We start from the raw sequence: 19,650 nt of genomic DNA on the forward strand, positions 1-19,650 counted from the left end.
GAATCCGGACCTGTCCGCACGGAAACTTATCGGATAAAACGGTTGCCCAAACCCCGCGTCCTAGATTCCCACTTCCGTGGGAATGACGGTTCGGTCTGCCGTTTTCGGACGGCATTTCGGCTCAATCCAGCAGTGCGTCCACAAACGCGCGCGCGTCAAACGGGCGCAGGTCGTCTATGCCTTCGCCCACACCGATGTAGCGGACGGGGACGGGGCGGTCGGAAGCAAGCGCGGCGAGGATGCCGCCTTTTGCCGTGCCGTCGAGTTTGGTAACGATAAGCCCCGTCAGCCCCAATGCGTCGTCAAAGGCTTTGACTTGGTTGACGGCGTTTTGCCCGATATTGGCATCGAGTACGACGATAATTTCGTGCGGCGCGCCGGGAATGGCTTTTTGCAGCACGCGCTTCACTTTTTTGATTTCTTCCATCAAATGAAGCTGCGTGGGCAGGCGGCCGGCGGTGTCGGCAAGCACGATGTCGATCCCGCGCGCTTTCGCGGCTTGGACGGCATCGAAGCACACGGCGGCGGAATCGCCCGTGGTTTGTGAAATCACGGTTACATTGTTGCGCCCGCCCCAAGCCTGAAGCTGCTCGCGCGCGGCGGCGCGGAAAGTATCGCCTGCCGCCAGCAATACGGATTTGCCCTGCGCTTGGAAATATTTGGCGAGTTTGCCGATAGACGTGGTTTTGCCCGCGCCGTTGATACCGGCAAGCATAATCACGAAAGGCTCTTTAGTTTCGGGCAAGACCAGCGGTTTTTCCAACGGCTTAATCAGGTCGTACAAGGCTTCTTTCAACGCGCCGCGCAATTCGTTGCCGTCTTTCAGCCCTTTGAGGCTGACGCGGCCGCGCACGTCTTTCATCAGGTATTCGGTGGCCTCCATGCCCATATCGCCGGTAATCAGCACGGTTTCCAGCTCTTCGTACAAATCCTCGCCGATTTGTCCGCCGCCGAACACGCCGGCCAGCGATTTCGCCATTTTGTCGCGTGATTTGGCCAAGCCTTGTTTCAAACGCGCAGCCCAACCGAGCTTGTGTTCTTCAGTTGTCGCAACGGCTTCTTGAACTTGCCCGACAGCCTCGCCGACGGTTTCGGCAACAGCTTCTTTTGCGGATTCAACGCGTTCCGCCGCTTCCCCTGCTTCAGACGGCATCTCGGCAACGGTTTCCTTTACCTGTTCAACCGCACCGCTGACGGTTTCTGCTAAAGATTCGACATCTTCTTTAATATTTCCAACTATTTGAGCAACTTCAGATTCTACTTTTGCTGCGGTTTCCTGAACTTGGGCCTCCTCGAGAGCCGGCGTTTCCTGTTTTTTCTTGCGACGGAAGAAGCTGAACATTGAATTTTCCTTTTAATTTTAGAAACTTGAAATAGGGCGTATTGTAGCGTATTTTGCGCGGCAAGGTTGTCTGAAAATCCGGGCCGTAAGGTTTCGGCATCTCAAACGTCTAATCATGCAAACCGTCCACACAGGAAACATCAAAATGAAACACCGTACTTTCTTTTCCCTTTGCGCCAAGTTCGGCTGCCTGCTTGCGCTGGGCGCTTGTTCGCCCAAAATCGTCGATGCCGGGGCCGCGACCGTGCCGCACACTTTATCCACGTTAAAAACCGCGGACAACCGCCCCGCCAGTGTTTATTTGAAAAAAGACAAACCGACGCTGATTAAATTTTGGGCGAGCTGGTGTCCTTTATGTTTGTCCGAATTGGGACAGGCCGAGAAATGGGCGCAAGATGCAAAATTCAGCTCCGCCAACCTGATTACCGTCGCCTCCCCCGGCTTTTTGCACGAGAAAAAAGACGGCGAGTTTCAAAAATGGTATGCCGGTTTGAACTACCCCAAGCTGCCCGTCGTTACCGACAACGGCGGCACGATCGCCCAAAACCTGAATATCAGCGTTTATCCTTCTTGGGCGTTAATCGGTAAAGACGGCGACGTGCAGCGCATCGTCAAAGGCAGCATCAACGAAGCGCAGGCATTGGCGTTAATCCGCAACCCGAATGCCGATTTGGGCAGTTTGAAACATTCGTTCTACAAACCCGACACTCAGAAAAAGGATTCAGCAATCATGAACACGCGCACCATCTACCTCGCCGGCGGCTGCTTCTGGGGCTTGGAAGCCTATTTCCAACGCATCGACGGCGTGGTTGACGCGGTATCCGGCTACGCCAACGGCAACACGGAAAACCCGAGCTACGAAGACGTGTCCTACCGCCATACGGGCCATGCCGAGACCGTCAAAGTGACCTACGATGCCGACAAACTCAGCCTGGACGACATCCTGCAATATTATTTCCGCGTCGTTGATCCGACCAGCCTCAACAAACAGGGCAACGACACCGGCACGCAATACCGCAGCGGCGTGTACTACACCGACCCCGCCGAAAAAGCCGTCATCGCCGCCGCCCTCAAACGCGAGCAGCAAAAATACCAACTGCCCCTCGTTGTTGAAAACGAGCCGCTGAAAAACTTCTACGACGCCGAGGAATACCATCAGGACTACCTGATTAAAAACCCCAACGGCTACTGCCACATCGACATCCGCAAAGCCGACGAACCGCTGCCGGGCAAAACCAAAGCCGCACCGCAAGGCAAAGGCTTCGACGCGGCAACGTATAAAAAACCGAGTGACGCCGAACTCAAACGCACCCTGACCGAAGAGCAATACCAAGTGACCCAAAACAGCGCGACCGAATACGCCTTCAGCCACGAATACGACCATTTGTTCAAACCCGGCATTTATGTGGACGTTGTCAGCGGCGAACCCCTGTTCAGCTCCGCCGACAAATATGATTCCGGCTGCGGCTGGCCGAGCTTCACGCGCCCGATTGATGCAAAATCCGTTACCGAACACGATGATTTCAGCTTCAATATGCGCCGCACCGAAGTCAGAAGCCGCGCCGCCGATTCGCACTTGGGACACGTCTTCCCCGACGGCCCCCGCGACAAAGGCGGACTGCGCTACTGCATCAACGGCGCGAGCTTGAAATTCATCCCGCTGGAACAAATGGACGCGGCAGGCTACGGCGCGTTGAAGGGCAAAGTGAAATAAGCCGCACCGCCGCCTAACCCGGCAAAATGCCGTCTGAAACCTGCAACGTTTCAGACGGCATTTTTTATCCGGCGGGGATTTGTTCAGACAGCATCGCCGCCGTTTTCAACCAGCCCGGCCAACCGTTCCAACGCGAAGGCGACCGCCTGCGCGCGGACGGATTCGCGGTTGCCGTCAAAACGGCGCATTGCTTCGCAACTTCCGCCCGGAAAGGCAAACCCGAACCAAACCGTGCCGACGGGTTTGCTTTCGCCGCCGCCCGGGCCGGCGATGCCGGAAATACCGACGGCGTAATCCGCCTGAGCCACGGCTTTCGCGCCGCGCGCCATCTCATAGACGGTTTGGCGGCTGACCGCGCCGTGTTCGAGCAGGGTTTCGGGCAACACGCCCAAGCGGTATTCTTTGGCTTTGTTGCTGTATGTTACAAAACTCTGATCGAACCATTGCGAACTGCCTGCAACGCTTGTGAATGCGGCGGCAAGCATTCCGCCCGTGCAGGATTCGGCACAGCTTACGGTTTGACGTTTTTTCGTCAGGTTTCGGGCGATGGTGTGCAACGCGTCCATTTCCCACCCCCCTTTCAGACGGCGTTTAAGAATTGATGATGTGTATGTCGCGTTGCGGGAACGGGATGTTGATATTGACTTTGCGGAGGTTTTCGACCACTTGTTCGTTCAAGTCGCATTGCAGCGTCCAGCGGTCTGCTTCGTTTGCCCAAGCCCATAATGTGATTTCGATGGCATTGTCGCCCAAGGCGGTGATGTAGGCGGCGGGCTGCCGCTCTTCGTTTTGAACGCTCAAGGGGTGTTCGGCGGCGGCTTTCAACACCGCCTCTTTCGCCACTTTCAAATCGCAGTTGTAATCGACGCCGACTATCACTTGGGCGCGGCAAAGCGGCAGGCTGGAACGGTTGACGATGCTGTTGCCCATCACCACGCTGTTGGGCAGCACGACTTCTTCGTTGTCGGTCGTCCGCAAAGAAGTCTGCACTATTTTGATTTCCCGGACATATCCTTCAAAACCGCCGACACGGATAAAGTCGCCGACTTTGAACGGGCGGAACAGGATAATCAGCGCGCCGGCGGCAAAATTGGACAGCTGGTCTTTTAAGGACAACGCCACCGCCAAACCCGCGCCGCCGATTAAGGCGGTTACGGATGTTGTGGAAACGCCCAACCGTCCCAATGCGGCAATAATCACCAAAATCAATAAGCCGATATTGGCAACATTACACAAAAAACTAATCAGCGTGGCATCGACCTGCGCGCGCGTCATCGCCGCCCTCATCACGGCGACAATGCGTTTCGCCGCCCATTTCCCGACCAAGAAAATAAGCAGCGCGGCGGCAAGGTTCAGCCCGAACGCCCACGCCTTTTCAGCCAGATGCCCCCAACCGGAAACACTGATCAGGTGTAAAAAATCAAATTGTTTGAAGTCCATTGTTTTCCTCTCGATCGAACATCCGCCCCGTGCGGCGTAATCGGCACAGGTGTAAAAATGCCGTCTGAAGCCCTGCGGGGCGGTATGTTTGTTTTATTTCAAAACCGTCCTGATCCAACGGGAAACCCATCCGCGCTGGTTCGCATCAATATCGCGCTGCGCGGGGGCGGTAGTGTGCGCCGGGGCTTGGGCGAAGCGGAACACGTCGGGCAGGCGCGTGTTTTTGACGGCGGGGTAAACCCACATTTCAGACGGAACCGCCTGCTGCACTTCCAGACTTTGCAGCCATTGCACCAGTTTTGCCGCCAGCTTCGGCTGTTTCGCGCCCTTCAAGACCGCCGCGCCTTCGACCTGACGGAATACGCCGCCTTTTAAAAACAGGTTGCCCGTCGGCGGCTCGCTGTATTTGCCTTTGGAAAAATATACTTCCGCCGCAGGGCTGGCGGCATAACCGACCACCAGCGGATACGCGCCGCCGTTGTGCGAAAAGTCGGTGTAATACGCCTCGCTCCAACCTTTGGCGACCTTCACGCCGTTCTGCCGCATCTGTGCCCACCATTTAAACGCGCCTTCTTCGCCCAGACCGCCGATGTTCGCCATCAGGAAGCCCAAGCCGGGGGAAGATGTGGCGGGGGACGGCACGACCAATAGGTTTTTATATTCGGGGCGGGTCAAATCCTGCAGGGTTTGCGGCAGGGGCAGCTTTTTGCCTTCAAACCATTTTTTGTCGTAATTGACGGACACATAGCCGTAATCGACCGCCAAAGCCGAAGGCAGCCCGACCGCGACGGGGGCGGATTCGGGTTGCGCCGCCGCCAAAATGCCCATTTCCCGCGCCTTGCCGATATTGGCGTTGTCCAAACCGTACACCGCGTCGGCAATCGGGTTGGCTCGGCTCAAAATCAGTTTGTTGAGCATTTCGTTCGCGCCGCCCGCCTGAATAATCGACACTTTCGCATCGTTTGCCCGCTCGAAGCGCGCAATCAGCCCTTTGGGCAGGCTGAACGACTTATGCACCGCCAGCCTGACTTCCGTCTGCGCCTGCAGGTATGCCGAAACCGCCAGCAGCGGCAGCAGCCAAATTTTCCGTTTCATTCCGAGTCTTCCTTTATTCGCTGTAAAATAACATTCTAACAAATTTTCACGGTTCAAAATGCAAGAAAACCCGACTGTGTGGCTGTTCGACCTCGACAACACGCTGCACGATGCCGACGCAGGCATCTTCCACCTCATCAACCGCGCTATGACGCGCTATATGGCACGCCGCCTCAAACTCTCCGAATCCGCCGCGTCCGACCTGCGTCAAGACTATTGGCACCGTTACGGCGCAACGCTCGCCGGACTGCAAATCCACCATCCCGAAATCGACATTGCGGAATTTTTACGCGAAAGCCATCCGATCGATGCAATCCTGACCAGGCTGCACGGCATGGCGGATACGGAAAACACCCTATGCCGTCTGAACGGGCGCAAGGCGGTTTTTTCCAACGGCCCGTCGTTTTACGTCCGTGCCGTTGCCGGCGCACTCGGTTTGGAAAACTGTTTCGACGCACTGTTCGGCACGGATGATTTCGGACTGCTGTACAAACCCAATCCGCAAGCGTATCTCAATGTCTGCCGCCTGTTGGACGTACCGCCCGAATGCTGCATTATGGTGGACGACAGCGCGGACAACCTCCATCAGGCAAAAGCATTGGGCATGAAAACCGTCCGGTTCGGTGCAAAATCCCACGCGCCGCCCTTTATCGATGCCTCCGTAAGCGATATGGCGCAACTGGCACGGTATGCAGAAACTTTGTCAGAACGCCGCCAAAATCATTACAATACCCGCACAAACCCCGAAAATACGAAAGAATGTTATGCGTAAAACCTTCCTTATCCTGATGACCCCGCCGCCCTTTTTTTGTCGGGCTGCGCGTGGGAAACTTATCAAGACGGCAACGGCAAAACCGCCGTCCGTCAAAAATATCCCGCCGGCACGCCCGTTTATTACCAAGACGGCAGCTACTCGAAAAATATGAACTACAACCAATACCGTCCCGAACGCCGCGCCGTGCTGCCCGACCAAACCGGCAACAACGCCGACGAAGAGCATCGCCAACACTGGCAAAAACCAAAGTTTCAAAACCGATAAACCTACCCTATGCCGTCTGAAACCGCTTCAGACGGCATGGCACAGGAAAACGCTATGCCGCAAAACACTTTAAACACCGTCATCCTCGCCGCCGGCAAAGGTACGCGCATGTATTCCCAAATGCCCAAAGTGCTGCACTGCATCGGCGGCAAGCCCATGGTCGAGCGCGTTATCGACACCGCCGCCGCGCTGAATCCGCAAAACATCTGCGTCGTCGTCGGACACGGCAAAGAGCAAGTTTTAGACACTGTCAAACGCGATGCCGTCTGGGTCGAACAAACCGAACAACTCGGCACCGGCCACGCCGTCAAAACCGCCCTGCCCCACCTTGCCTCCGAAGGCCGCACGCTGGTGTTGTACGGCGACGTTCCTTTAATTGACGTTGAAACCCTCGAAACCCTGCTCGAAGCCGCAGGCAACGAAGTCGGGCTGTTGACCGACGTGCCCGCCGACCCGACAGGCTTGGGGCGCATCATCCGCGACGGCAGCGGCAGCGTAACCGCCATTGTCGAAGAAAAAGACGCAAGTGCCACCCAAAAAACCATCCGCGAAATCAACACAGGCATCCTCGTCCTGCCCAACGCCAAACTGGAAAACTGGCTGAACAGCCTTTCCAGCAACAATGCCCAAGGCGAATATTATTTAACCGACCTCATCGCCAAAGCCGTTGCCGACGGCATCAAAGTCCGCCCCGTCCGAGTGCGCGCCTCCCACCTCGCCGCCGGCGTGAACAATAAACGCCAGCTCGCCGAACTCGAACGCATCTTCCAAACCGAACAGGCGCAAGAATTGCTCAAAGCAGGCGTGACCCTGCGCGATCCGGCGCGTTTCGATTTGCGGGGCCGTCTGAAACACGGACAGGATGTCGTGATTGACGTCAACGTCGTCATCGAAGGTGAAGTCGAACTCGGCGACAACGTCGAAATCGGCGCAAACTGCGTCATCAAAAACGCCAAAATCGGCGCAAACAGCAAAATCGCCCCCTTCTCCCACCTCGAAGGCTGCGAAGTCGGCGAAAACAACCGAATCGGCCCGTACGCCCGCCTGCGTCCGCAAGCCAAACTGGCTGACAATGTACACGTCGGCAACTTCGTCGAAATCAAAAACGCCGCCATCGGCAAAGGCACCAAAGCCAACCACCTCACCTACATAGGCGACGCCGAAGTCGGCAGCAAAACCAACTTCGGCGCGGGCACGATTATTGCCAACTACGACGGCGTGCACAAACACAAAACCGTCATCGGCGACGAAGTGCGCATCGGTTCGAACTGCGTACTGGTTGCCCCTGTAACACTGGGCAACAAAGTAACCACAGGCGCAGGCAGCGCGATTACCCGCAATATCGAAGACAACAAACTCGCCCTCGCCCGCGCCCGCCAAACCGTCATCGAAGGCTGGATGAGGCCGGAAAAAGACAAACAATAAAGCCGTGCCGTCTGAAGCCGGTTTCAGGTTTCAGACGGCATCCCAAAACAAACATCCGATAAGGACGGCAAACCATGTCATTACCCCCTTGCCCGCAATGCGCCTCCGAATACACCTATGAAGACGGCGGACAATACATCTGCCCCGAATGCGCCCACGAATGGAATGAAACCGAATCCGCCGCCGACCTTGCGGCTCAAGTGCGCGATGCCAACGGCGCGGCGCTGCAAAACGGCGACACCGTCATCCTCATCAAAGACCTCAAGGTAAAAGGCAGCTCGATGACGATCAAACAAGGTACGAAGGTCAAAGGCATACGCCTGCAGGAAGGCGATCACAACATCGGCTGCAAAATCGACGGCAGCGCGATGAATTTAAAATCCGAATTCGTCAAAAAAGCCTGACCGTCCAAACAGTAAAATCCCGTCCGAACCCGTTTGGCAAGGTTCGGACGGCATTTGTCCGTCAGGCAGGTTTATACGCCCGGCAGCCCTTGTCCCAAGAATCCGCCTTTTCCCACGCCGGGCAAGACGAAGAAATAGCCGCCGCCGAAGGGGCTGATGTATTCTTCCAGCGGTTCGCCGTTGAGGAGGTTTTGCACGAAGATGAAACCGTCGGCAAGATTTGCCTGATAGCAGACGAACACCAGCCCGACATCAAGCTGTCCGCTTGAGGCGGGTCCGCGAGAATAGCTGTAGGCGCGGCGGAAGAGGCAGTGTTTTTTGAGGAATTCGGGATCGCGCGGATTCGCCAGGCGCATATGGCTGTCTTTGGGCGTGGTATTACCCTCGGGGTCTTTGGCGAAATCCGGTTGGTCGGCTTCTTTTTTGCCGTCCATCGGCGCCCCGCTGTATTTTCGCCGCCCGAAAATGTCGGTTTGCTCTTGAAGCGGCGTCCTGTCCCAAAACTCGACAAAGCGGCGGATAAGGCGGACTGCCTGATAGCTGCCGTTTTTCGCCCACTCCGGTTCGTCGAGGCTGTTGGCGGCCACGCCCGTCCATAAAACCTCGTCGGCGGTTTTGGGATCGGAAACCTTGGGGTTGCCCGTGCCGTCTCGGAAGCCCAACAGGTTGCGCGCCGCCATCGCGCCGGGTTCGGATTTAGGCTGCCACCCGTCGATACTCCAGCGGATGACGGCGGTTTGGGCGGTGTGTTTGATGATGTCGCGCAGGGCGGTTTGGCAGGTTTCGGGGGTGAAGGCGCAGATTTGCAGGCTCAAATCGCCGTCGCACCAGCTTTTTTGCAGCTTATCGTTGGGGAAGTCGCGCATTTCCTGCAAATGAACCGTTTTTTTGTCTTTGAGTCCGAACCGGCCGTCAAACAGGCTGCTGCCCACCCCCACGGTAACGGTCAATCCGTCGGGGTTGAAGGCTTTGCCCAAAATGCCGCTGCCGGCTGACGGGAGTTTGTCGTCGCCGTCTTGGTATTCTCCGCCTTGGGTGAGAAACTCGATGCGGGCGGTCAGTGTGCGGAACAGGTTTTCCAGCTGCTTGGCACTTTGCGCGGTTACGTCGAAGGCGCACATAATGGAAAACGCCTGCCGCGGCGTAACGATACCTGCCTGATGTTCGCCGTAGCAGGGATAGGCTTGGGGCGAGTGTTGGCTTTCGGCGGTGCGTTCGGCGGTTTCGCCCTGTTTTTTGCCGCCGAAATAACCTCCGATTGCGCCGACGGCAAGGGCGGTTTTGAACAGATTGCGTTTGGTCGGTTGTGCGGGTTGGTTTTGACTCATGGCGTTTCCTTCAATATCCGTGCAGCAGGGTGGGCATCCCTGCATGCCGTTTTTCCATTAACCGATAGCGGCGGTCTGAAAGCCCGCCCTGCAACATATGGCGGATATAGCGGATTAACAAAAATCAGGACAAGGCGGCGGGCCGCAGGCAGTACAAATGGTACGGAACCGGTTCGCCCGGTGCTTGGGCGCCTTAGGGAACCGTTCCCTTTGAGCCGGGGCGGGGCAACGCCGTACCGGTTTTTGTTAATCCGCTATAAAACTTCAGACGGTATCTGCCGCCAAATGCCGTCTGAACGCTTGCGGCTTATTTCAAGCCGAGTATGCCGCGAAGTTGGGCAAGGTCTTCGGCAAGCGCGTTAATAGGAGCCTGTAATGCTTTGCGGTCGGCTTCGCTCAGCTTGTCGTAGGTTTCAAAACCGTCTTTGGTGCGGTATTTCGCCAGAATTTCGTTGACCTGTTTGAAGTTGGTATCGGTTTTTTCCAACAAGGCTTTGTTTTTGGCCTCAATCAACGGACGGAACAAATCGACGATTTTTTTAGATCCGTCCGCATTAGCTTGGAAGTCGCTCAAATCGGTGTGGCTGTAACGGTCTTCTTCGCCGCTGATTTTACTGCCCGCCGCTTCTTCAATCAGTTCGGACGCGCCGCCGACCACTTTGCCCGGAGGGAACGCCAATGCGTCGATTTCTTTTTGCAGGGCTTCGACATCGGTCATCAGTTTGGCCGCGGTTTCCTTCACGCCGGATACGTCTTTTTCCACCCAAAGGGCGTGTTCGATACGGTGGAAGCCGGTAAATCCGGCATCTTTCGCGCCGTCTTTGAAGTCGTCTTCACGCGCATCGATGACGGGGTCGAGTTCGCTGAAAAGCTCGGCAATCGGTTCGATGCGTTCGTAATGGACGCGGGTGGCGGCAAACAGGGATTTCGCCTTTTCAATGTCGCCTGCTTTGACGGCTTCGGTAAAGGTTTTGGTTTTCGCCGCCAGCTCTTTAACCTCGCCTTGAACGTAGGCTTTATAGTCGGCGAGCGGTTGGGGCAGTTTTTCCAAATCCGCTTCGTTGGCGGTGTCTTTAAAGCCGCTGTCGGCTACCACCAGCTTGCCGCGCGGATTGGTCAAAAGGCCGCAGGTCATTTCGTATTCGCCCGGCAGCAGGGTTACGGTCATTTTGTCGGAAAGCCCCGGGGCGATATTTTCGCGTTCGTCCACCACCATCACGCCCTTCAGGATTTCCCATTCGAGCTTGCGGCCGCTGTTGTTTTTAATATTGAACACAACCTGTCCGCTCGGCACGGTCAGATTCATCGGTTCGCAGGCATTGTCGTTGACGGCGATACCGACCGAACCGCCTTCGTTGGCGGATTGGGTCTCACCGGACGCGGCCGGCGCGGCTTTCTCCGCCTCCGGCGGCTGGCACGCGGTCAAACCCAAGGCAAGCATCACGGACAATGCAGTCAAATTGAATTTTCTCATTTCAATTCCTCTTTACGGGTTAAAGTTTCAGACGGCCTGCTGCCGCGCAAAAACCAAATCATGACGGGAATAAGGTACAGCAGCCAAACCAAGGCCCCGCCCTGCGCCGGATGGTCGGTATAGCCGAAAAATCCGCCGAGCAGCACACCCAACGGACTGTCTTCGTGCAAATATTTTGATGGGTCCAACACAATGTCCTGAAGCGCGTTCCAAATGCCTGCCTCATGCAGCGCACGCAGCGAGCCGGCAAGCAGACCGGCGGCAACGATAATCAGAAACGCCCCCGTCCAACGGAAAAACTTCGCCAGATTCAGGCGCATCCCGCCCTGATAAATCAACGCGCCAATCACGGCGGCAGCCAAAACCCCCGCTACCGCGCCGGCCGGCATCTGCCACGTCGGGCTCTGTTTGAATACGGCAAGCAGGAAAAAAAACGCTCTCCAAACCTTCGCGCGCCACGGCAAGAAACGCCATACCGACCAAGGCCCATCCTTGACCGCTGCCACGGTTCAAAGCCGCCTGTACAGAATCCCGAAGCTGCCGCTTCATCGAACGCGCCGCCTTTTTCATCCATAAAACCACACAAGTCAGCATCGCGACGGCAACCAAACCGATAATGCCGACGACGAACTCCTGCTGCTTCCGGGGAATCTCGCCCGTTGCCGAATGGATGCCGTATCCGATGCCCAAACACATCAAAGAAGCAAGGACGACCCCGAACCAGACCTTAGGCATCAGTTTTTGAATGTCCGGACTGTTTCAAAAAACCGGCAACGATGCCGACGATGAGCGCGGCTTCGATACCCTCGCGCAACATAATTAAAAAAGCGACCAGCGTAAACGCGAATGAACAAGGATGATTAATAATATATTATCGGAATATTTTCATTACTTGCAAATACAAATGCAAGTTATTTTTATCTGCATTGCCGCGTGGCGGAAAGTTCCGCAGGCTGCGGCTGCGCCCTGTGTTAAAATCCCCTCTCCCCGGCTACCGCAACGCCGCCCGAAACCATCTTTTTTTATTACTGACGACAACATTGTCCATTATGAAAAAACACCTGCTCCGCTCCGCCCTGTACGGCATCGCCGCCGCCATCCTCGCCGCCTGCCAAAGCAGGAGCATCCAAACCTTTCCGCAACCCGACACATCCGTCATCAACGGCCCGGACCGGCCGGCCGGCATCCCCGACCCCGCCGGAACGACGGTTGCCGGCGGCGGGGCCGTCTATACCGTTGTGCCGCACCTGTCCATGCCCCACTGGGCGGCGCAGGATTTTGCCAAAAGCCTGCAATCCTTCCGCCTCGGCTGCGCCAATTTGAAAAACCGCCAAGGCTGGCAGGATGTGTGCGCCCAAGCCTTTCAAACCCCCGTGCATTCCTTTCAGGCAAAGCGGTTTTTTGAACGCTATTTCACGCCGTGGCAGGTTGCAGGCAACGGAAGCCTTGCAGGTACGGTTACCGGCTATTACGAGCCGGTGCTGAAGGGCGACGACAGGCGGACGGAACAGGCCCGCTTCCCGATTTACGGCATTCCCGACGATTTTATCTCCGTCCCCCTGCCTGCCGGTTTGCGGGGCGGGAAAGCCCTTGTCCGCATCAGGCAGACGGGAAAAAACAGCGGCACAATCGACAATGCCGGCGGCACGCATACCGCCGACCTTTCCCGATTCCCCATTACCGCGCGCACAACGGCAATCAAGGGCAGGTTTGAAGGAAGCCGCTTCCTCCCCTACCACACGCGAAACCAAATCAACGGCGGCGCGCTTGACGGCAAAGCCCCGATACTCGGTTACGCCGAAGACCCCGTCGAACTTTTTTTCATGCACATACAAGGCTCGGGCCGTCTGAAAACCCCGTCCGGCAAATACATCCGCATCGGCTATGCCGACAAAAACGAGCATCCGTATGTTTCCATCGGACGCTATATGGCGGACAAAGGCTACCTCAAGCTCGGGCAAACCTCCATGCAGGGCATTAAGTCATATATGCGGCAAAACCCGCAACGCCTCGCCGAAGTTTTGGGGCAAAACCCCAGCTATATCTTTTTCCGCGAGCTTGCCGGAAGCGGCAATGAGGGCCCCGTCGGCGCACTGGGCACGCCGCTGATGGGGGAATACGCCGGCGCAATCGACCGGCACTACATTACCTTGGGCGCGCCCTTATTTGTCGCCACCGCCCATCCGGTTACCCGCAAAGCCCTCAACCGCCTGATTATGGCGCAGGATACAGGCAGCGCGATCAAAGGCGCGGTGCGCGTGGATTATTTTTGGGGTTACGGCGACGAAGCCGGCGAACTTGCCGGCAAACAGAAAACCACGGGATACGTCTGGCAGCTCCTGCCCAACGGCATGAAGCCCGAATACCGCCCGTGAACCGGCAAAACAATGCCGTCCGAAGCCCGTCCCTAGCCAATCGGGCGCATTAAGGCGAAGTTTTGCGATACCGCAGGCACAAGCCGGCCGGTCGGACAAAACGCCTTTCTTATTTGACGGAATGGATTTCCGCCCGAACGGAAATCCCCCTTGCAAACGGACAGAATCGGACGGGTATTCAAACGCATCCGAACAAAAAAAGGCGGACATTCCCGCCCGCCCGTACCGGTATGGAAACCACGCGTCCGATTCGGACGGCGGCATCCTCCCGGTTGTCCTACGCTAAAACAACAATGCCGGGGTTCTGCCGTTGCATTTGATTTCTTTTTCCAATTCGTCAAACTCGGCTTCAAACCGCCGTTTCAATTGCTCGATCGCCGCCTGACGCTGCTGATACGTTTGGTTTGACGGCAACGCATTTCGCGCGTCGAGGTATGCCTGTGCCGTTTGTCCGCACTTTTTCTGGTGGGCGATGATTTTGTCCTTCATCGCCGCATCGGTTTTCACATACCGCCTGCGTTCGACATACAGCTCTTTCCCGTCGTCGGAAAGTTTGATCGGGATTTCCCCTATCCCCGTGTTTATCGAAAGCGCGCCGTCTTTTTCAGACAAAAGCAAAGACTCCTCCTTGCCTGTAAACACGTTGATTTTATTAAGGAAGTAATTGACTTTTTTTTTGACCGCAATCACGCCCTCTTTTTTGTCCGACTTTTCGCGCCAATAACCCTCGTAACCGCCGGCATCCTTGCCGCAGCCCGCCAACACCGCCGCCACGCCGACGGCCAAAAGCATTTGTTTCATTTCCATACTCCGTTAACATTAAGACCGGGCGAGCATATTGTTTTTTTTCAGCTTGTTAATATTGATTTGCAAAAACTATAAACCGGCGGCAGGCAATGCCGTCTGAACGCCCATCCCGGTCAGGCGGGGAAATCCCTCCCTTTTTTGAGCAAGCCCAAGCCTTCAGACGGCATTTTGCTGTTTTCCGGCGCGGGAGGCGGTTTATAATCCGAAACGGAAGGTGCGGTACGGAAGCCGTCCGCATCTTTTTTTTCAACCGGATACTAAGGAACAGTTATGTGCGGTATCGTCGGCGCCATCCGCGCCCATCACAACGTCGTCGATTTTCTGACCGACGGTCTCAAACGCCTCGAATACCGGGGTTATGACTCATCAGGCATTGCCGTCAACACCGACGGCAAAATCAAACGCGTGCGCCGCGTCGGACGCGTGCAGCTTATGGAGGACGCGGCACGCGAAAAAGGCATCAGCGGCGGCATCGGCATCGGGCATACGCGCTGGGCGACACACGGCGGCGTTACCGAGCCGAACGCCCACCCGCACATCAGCGGCGGTATGATTGCCGTCGTCCACAACGGCATCATCGAAAACTTTGAAAGCGAACGCAAACGCTTGGAAGGTTTGGGATACCGGTTTGAATCGCAAACGGATACCGAAGTCATCGCACACAGCATCAACCACGAATACGCGCAAAACGGCGGCAGGCTGTTTGAAGCCGTGCAGGAAGCGGTCAAACGTTTCCACGGCGCATACGCCATCGCGGTTATTGCCCAAGACAAGCCTGATGAATTAGTTGTGGCGCGTATGGGCTGCCCGCTTTTGGTCGCTTTGGGCGACGATGAAACCTTTATCGCTTCGGACGTATCCGCCGTCATCGCCTTTACGCGCCGCGTGGCGTACCTCGAAGACGGCGACATCGCGCTGCTGGCTTCAGACGGCATCAAACGGCTGACCGATAAAAACGGCCTGCCTGCCGAACGCAAAGTCAAGGTATCCGAACTCTCGCCCGCCTCTTTGGAACCGGGTCCGCACAGCCACTTTATGCAAAAAGAAATCCACGAGCAGCCGCGCGCGATTGCGGACACGGCGGAAGTTTTCCTCGACGGCGGATTCATCCCCGAAAACTTCGGCAAAAACGCCAAAAGCGTGTTTGAAAGCATCCGCAGCGTCAAAATCCTTGCCTGCGGCACGTCCTATTACGCCGCGCTGACCGCCAAATATTGGTTGGAATCCATCGCCAAAATCCCGGCCGACGTCGAAATCGCAAGCGAATACCGGTACCGCAGCGTGATTGCCGACCCCGACCAACTGGTCATTACCATTTCCCAATCCGGCGAAACGCTGGACACGATGGAGGCTTTGAAATACGCCAAATCTTTGGGACACCGCCACAGCCTCTCCGTCTGCAACGTGATGGAATCCGCCCTGCCGCGCGAAAGCAGCCTTGTGCTTTATACCCGTGCCGGTGCGGAAATCGGCGTCGCCTCGACTAAAGCATTTACCACGCAACTGGTCGTGCTGTTCGGTTTGGCGGTAACGCTGGCGAAAGTGCGCGGCGTGGTATCCGGCGAAGATGAAGCACGTTACACCGAAGAACTCCGCCAGCTTCCCGGCAGCGTGCAGCACGCTTTGAACCTCGAACCGCAAATTGCCGCTTGGGCGCAACAGTTTGCCAAGAAAACCAGCGCGCTGTTTTTGGGGCGCGGCATCCATTACCCGATTGCCCTTGAAGGTGCGTTGAAGCTAAAGGAAATCACCTACATCCACGCCGAAGCCTATCCTGCCGGCGAACTGAAACACGGGCCGCTTGCCTTGGTGGACGAAAACATGCCCGTCGTCGTCATCGCGCCCAACGACAGCCTGTTGGACAAAGTCAAAGCCAATATGCAGGAAGTCGGCGCGCGCGGCGGCGAACTTTTCGTCTTTGCCGACCTCGACAGCAATTTTAATGCCACCGAAGGCGTGCACGTTATCCGCGCACCTCGCCACGTCGGCGAACTGTCCCCCGTCGTGCATACCGTCCCCGTGCAGCTCCTCGCCTACCACACCGCCCTCGCGCGCGGCACGGATGTGGACAAGCCGCGCAACCTGGCGAAATCCGTAACCGTCGAATAAATCCCGCCGGTTGGCAAAAATGCCGTCTGAAGCCCGATTTTTCAGGCTTCAGACGGCATTTCCCCGTTTGATTTGCGGTATAATCCGCCTTTACCCATTGTTTGCAAAGCACAATATGACACGCAAAATCTTAGTTACCTCCGCCCTGCCCTATGCCAACGGCAGCATCCACCTCGGCCACATGGTCGAACACATCCAAACCGACGTTTGGGTGCGCTTTCAAAAACTGCGCGGCCACGAATGCTACTACTGCTGCGCCGACGACACCCACGGCACGCCCGTTATGCTTGCCGCGCAAAAACAAGGCATCGCGCCCGAAGACATGATTGCCAAAGTGCGCAAAGAGCACCTTGCCGACTTTACCGGCTTTTTCATCGGCTACGACAATTATTACAGCACCCATTCCACTGAAAACAAACAGTTTTCCCAAGACATTTACCGCGCGCTGAAAGCCAACGGCAAAATCGAAAGCCGCGTCATCGAGCAGCTTTTCGACCCTGAAAAACAAATGTTCCTGCCCGACCGCTTCGTCAAAGGCGAATGCCCGAAATGCCACGCCCAAGACCAATACGGCGACAACTGCGAAGTCTGCGGCACGACCTATTCCCCGACCGAACTGATCAACCCGTATTCCGCCGTTTCCGGCGCGAAACCCGAATTGCGCGAATCCGAACACTTCTTCTTCAAACTGGGCGAATGCGCCGACTTCCTCAAAGCATGGACTTCCGGCAACAACCCGCACGACGGCAAGCCCCATCTGCAACCCGAAGCCCTCAACAAAATGAAGGAATGGCTGGGCGAAGGCGAAGAAACCACCCTGTCCGACTGGGACATTTCCCGCGACGCGCCGTATTTCGGTTTTGAAATCCCCGACGCGCCGGGCAAATACTTCTACGTTTGGCTGGACGCGCCCGTCGGCTATATGGCGTCGTTTAAAAACCTGTGCGACCGCATCGGCATCGATTTCGACGAATACTTCAAAGCCGACAGCCAAACCGAGATGTACCACTTCATCGGCAAAGACATCCTCTATTTCCACGCCCTGTTCTGGCCGGCCATGCTGCATTTCTCCGGCCACCGCGCCCCGACCGGCGTGTACGCACACGGCTTTTTGACCGTGGACGGACAAAAAATGTCCAAATCGCGCGGCACCTTCATCACCGCCAAATCCTATCTGGAACAAGGCCTGAACCCCGAGTGGATGCGCTACTACATCGCCGCCAAGCTCAACGGCAAAATCGAAGACACCGATTTGAACCTGCAAGACTTTATTTCCCGCGTCAACAGCGACCTTGTCGGCAAATACGTCAACATCGCCGCCCGCGCTTCAGGTTTCATCGCCAAACGCTTTGAAGGTCGTCCGAAAGACGTTTCAGGCAGCGCATTGCTGGCAAAACTCGCCGCCGAAAGCGACACCATCGCCGAGCAATACGAAAACCGCGAATACGCCCGCGCCCTGCGCGACATCATGGCATTGGCAGACATTGTCAACGAATACGTCGATGCCAACAAACCGTGGGAGCTCGCCAAACAAGAAGGTCAAGACGAACGCCTGCACGAAGTATGCAGCGAACTCATCAACGCCTTCACCATGCTGACCGCCTACCTCGCCCCCGTGTTGCCGCAAACCGCCGCCAACGCCGCGCGTTTCCTCAATCTGGACGCGATTACCTGGAAGAACACGCGCGAAACCCTAGGCGAACACGCCATCAACAAATACGAACATTTAATGCAACGAGTGGAGCAAAAACAAGTGGACGATTTGATCGAAGCCAACAAACAAAGCATTCAGACGGCATCCGCGCCCGTTGAAGAGGGTAAATACGAAAAAGTCGCCGAACAGGCAAGCTTCGACGACTTTATGAAAATCGATATGCGCGTCGCCAAAGTATTGAACTGCGAAGCCGTCGAAGGCAGCACCAAACTTTTGAAATTCGACCTCGATTTCGGTTTTGAAAAACGCATCATCTTCTCCGGCATCGCCGCGTCTTACCCAAATCCTGCCGAATTGAACGGTCGCATGGTCATCGCAGTCGCCAACTTCGCCCCACGCAAAATGGCAAAATTCGGCGTATCCGAAGGTATGATCCTCTCCGCCGCCACGGCAGACGGCAAACTGAAGCTGCTTGACGTGGATGCGGGCGCTCAGCCGGGCGACAAAGTCGGTTAGGCAGAAATCTCAAAAAACGCCGTCTGAACCCCTTGGGCGTTCAGACGGCGTTTTTTTCCGCAATCCCGACAGGTTCAAACCACGCGGTTTTGCGCCTCGCCTTTCACAAAGGCGTGAATGTTCGCCAACAATATTTCAAACAACCGATCCAAAGCCTCGCGGCTCGCCCACGCGGTATGCGGCGTAACAATCAGATTGGGTAATCGTGCATTCAGCAAGGGATTGCCGCCCCTCGGCGGTTCCTCCGTCAAAACATCGACACCCGCCCCGCCGATCTGCCCGTATTTGAGTGCGGCAAGCAGCGCGTTTTCATCCACCGGCCCGCCGCGCCCGCAATTGATCAAAACCGCACCCGGCTTCATCTGCCGCAACTCGTTTTCGCCGGGTATTACCTGAATCACGGCGAATGGCCCGCAAACAACGGCGATGCCGGCGTGGCATCCGCTTCAAAAATCATAGGCAAATATGTTCAGAAAGTTGAAGTCAACAACGGCGTCGTTACCGCCACAATGGCTTCAAGCAACGTAAACAAAGAAATCAAAGACAAAAGACTCTCCCTGTGGGCCAAGCGTCAAGACGGTTCGGTAAAATGGTTCTGCGGACAGCCGGTTACGCGCGCCGACAACGGCAACGTTACCGACGCCGCCAAAGACGACGTCAACGCCGCCAAAGACACCAACAAAATCGAAACCAAGCACCTGCCGTCAACCTGCCGCGACGCTTCATCTGCCGTTTGCATAGAAACACCACCTACGGCTTTCTATAAAAATACCCAAACCGTCATTCCCACAAAAGTGGGAATCCGGAACGCAAAATCTAAAGAAACCGTTTTACCCGATAAGTTTCTGCGCCGATCGGTCGGGATTCCCGCCTGCGCGGGAATGACGGCGGAGCGGTTTCTGTTGCTCCCGATAAATTCCTAAAACTC

14 protein-coding genes and 4 pseudogenes are annotated in these 19,650 nt (G+C 56.2%); 9 read left to right on the forward strand and 9 right to left on the reverse strand.

Annotation, left to right across the window (positions count from 1 at the left end):
- Positions 1-121: 121 nt before the first annotated feature.
- Positions 122-1,342, reverse strand: a complete 1,221-nt coding sequence (gene ftsY / locus DFR77_RS10940) for a signal recognition particle-docking protein FtsY (protein WP_113852134.1) — start codon at positions 1,340-1,342, stop codon at positions 122-124.
- A 145-nt stretch (positions 1,343-1,487) separates the two neighbouring features.
- Between ftsY and msrAB the strand changes: the two genes are divergently transcribed.
- On the forward strand, positions 1,488-3,056 hold the full coding sequence (gene msrAB, locus DFR77_RS10950; protein ID WP_003694393.1) for a bifunctional peptide-methionine (S)-S-oxide reductase MsrA/peptide-methionine (R)-S-oxide reductase MsrB: 1,569 nt from the start codon (positions 1,488-1,490) through the stop codon (positions 3,054-3,056).
- 83 nt (positions 3,057-3,139) lie between these two features.
- Here the strand turns inward: msrAB and DFR77_RS10955 are convergent, their stop codons facing one another.
- The 3 genes from DFR77_RS10955 to DFR77_RS10965 form a co-directional block, all read right to left on the reverse strand.
- A complete protein-coding gene (locus tag DFR77_RS10955) occupies positions 3,140-3,622 on the reverse strand; it encodes a CinA family protein (RefSeq protein WP_003694396.1) in 483 nt (160 codons plus the stop codon).
- Between the two features lie 25 nt (positions 3,623-3,647).
- Positions 3,648-4,496, reverse strand: coding sequence for a mechanosensitive ion channel family protein (locus DFR77_RS10960; protein WP_033910263.1), 849 nt, complete (start codon positions 4,494-4,496; stop codon positions 3,648-3,650).
- 93 nt (positions 4,497-4,589) lie between these two features.
- Positions 4,590-5,591 carry a thiamine ABC transporter substrate-binding protein gene (locus DFR77_RS10965; protein ID WP_003686999.1) on the reverse strand — a complete coding sequence of 334 codons (1,002 nt, stop codon included), beginning with the start codon at positions 5,589-5,591 and terminating at the stop codon, positions 4,590-4,592.
- Between the two features lie 58 nt (positions 5,592-5,649).
- On the opposite strand from DFR77_RS10965, the gene DFR77_RS10970 reads away from it, so the two are divergent.
- The 4 genes and pseudogenes from DFR77_RS10970 to DFR77_RS10985 all read left to right on the forward strand — a co-directional run bounded on the left by DFR77_RS10970 (position 5,650) and on the right by DFR77_RS10985 (position 8,459).
- The gene (locus DFR77_RS10970) at positions 5,650-6,363 is read left to right on the forward strand and encodes a pyrimidine 5'-nucleotidase (protein ID WP_003694399.1); all 714 of its coding nucleotides are present in this window, start codon (positions 5,650-5,652) and stop codon (positions 6,361-6,363) included.
- Positions 6,356-6,630, forward strand: a pseudogene (locus DFR77_RS10975) (spore cortex protein). Before DFR77_RS10970 ends, DFR77_RS10975 begins: the two are co-directional and overlap by 8 nt.
- 54 nt (positions 6,631-6,684) lie before the next feature.
- The gene (gene glmU, locus DFR77_RS10980; protein WP_003699327.1) at positions 6,685-8,055 is read left to right on the forward strand and encodes a bifunctional UDP-N-acetylglucosamine diphosphorylase/glucosamine-1-phosphate N-acetyltransferase GlmU; all 1,371 of its coding nucleotides are present in this window, start codon (positions 6,685-6,687) and stop codon (positions 8,053-8,055) included.
- 74 nt (positions 8,056-8,129) lie between these two features.
- Complete coding sequence (locus tag DFR77_RS10985) at positions 8,130-8,459, forward strand: zinc ribbon domain-containing protein YjdM (protein ID WP_003686995.1); 330 nt, start codon at positions 8,130-8,132, stop codon at positions 8,457-8,459.
- A 71-nt stretch (positions 8,460-8,530) separates the two neighbouring features.
- Here the strand turns inward: DFR77_RS10985 and efeB are convergent, their stop codons facing one another.
- From efeB to efeU, 3 genes and pseudogenes are all read right to left on the reverse strand, one after another.
- A complete protein-coding gene (efeB, locus tag DFR77_RS10990) occupies positions 8,531-9,787 on the reverse strand; it encodes an iron uptake transporter deferrochelatase/peroxidase subunit (RefSeq protein WP_033910793.1) in 1,257 nt (418 codons plus the stop codon).
- Positions 9,788-10,094: 307 nt separating this feature from the next.
- Positions 10,095-11,261 (reverse strand): iron uptake system protein EfeO, encoded by a 1,167-nt coding sequence (gene efeO / locus DFR77_RS10995; RefSeq protein ID WP_003691957.1) that lies wholly within the window; start codon positions 11,259-11,261, stop codon positions 10,095-10,097.
- Positions 11,258-12,078, reverse strand: a pseudogene (efeU, locus tag DFR77_RS11000) (iron uptake transporter permease EfeU). The gene efeO and the pseudogene efeU overlap by 4 nt, the downstream one beginning before the upstream one ends.
- A 232-nt stretch (positions 12,079-12,310) precedes the next feature.
- On the opposite strand from efeU, the gene mltA reads away from it, so the two are divergent.
- Entirely contained in the window at positions 12,311-13,636 is a 1,326-nt protein-coding gene (mltA, locus tag DFR77_RS11010) for a murein transglycosylase A (protein WP_113852135.1), read from the forward strand.
- A 282-nt stretch (positions 13,637-13,918) separates the two neighbouring features.
- Here mltA and DFR77_RS11015 read toward each other — a convergent pair whose 3' ends face one another.
- On the reverse strand, positions 13,919-14,443 hold the full coding sequence (locus DFR77_RS11015; RefSeq protein ID WP_113852136.1) for a hypothetical protein: 525 nt from the start codon (positions 14,441-14,443) through the stop codon (positions 13,919-13,921).
- 270 nt (positions 14,444-14,713) lie between these two features.
- Here DFR77_RS11015 and glmS point away from each other — a divergent pair, with 270 nt between their 5' ends.
- Both glmS and metG read left to right on the forward strand, forming a co-directional pair.
- Positions 14,714-16,552 (forward strand): glutamine--fructose-6-phosphate transaminase (isomerizing), encoded by a 1,839-nt coding sequence (gene glmS / locus DFR77_RS11025; protein WP_003694404.1) that lies wholly within the window; start codon positions 14,714-14,716, stop codon positions 16,550-16,552.
- A gap of 115 nt (positions 16,553-16,667) precedes the next feature.
- Entirely contained in the window at positions 16,668-18,722 is a 2,055-nt protein-coding gene (metG, locus tag DFR77_RS11030; protein WP_003699323.1) for a methionine--tRNA ligase, read from the forward strand.
- A 74-nt stretch (positions 18,723-18,796) separates the two neighbouring features.
- Here the strand turns inward: metG and DFR77_RS11035 are convergent.
- A pseudogene (locus tag DFR77_RS11035) lies at positions 18,797-19,105 on the reverse strand (NAD(P)-dependent oxidoreductase); the annotation flags it as partial.
- Positions 19,106-19,108: 3 nt separating this feature from the next.
- Between DFR77_RS11035 and DFR77_RS11040 the strand changes: the two are divergent.
- Positions 19,109-19,453, forward strand: a pseudogene (locus DFR77_RS11040) (pilin); the annotation flags it as partial.
- Between the last annotated feature and the right edge of the window lie 197 nt (positions 19,454-19,650).

Source organism: Neisseria gonorrhoeae (assembly GCF_003315235.1).
In the GTDB taxonomy this organism is placed as follows: domain Bacteria; phylum Pseudomonadota; class Gammaproteobacteria; order Burkholderiales; family Neisseriaceae; genus Neisseria; species Neisseria gonorrhoeae.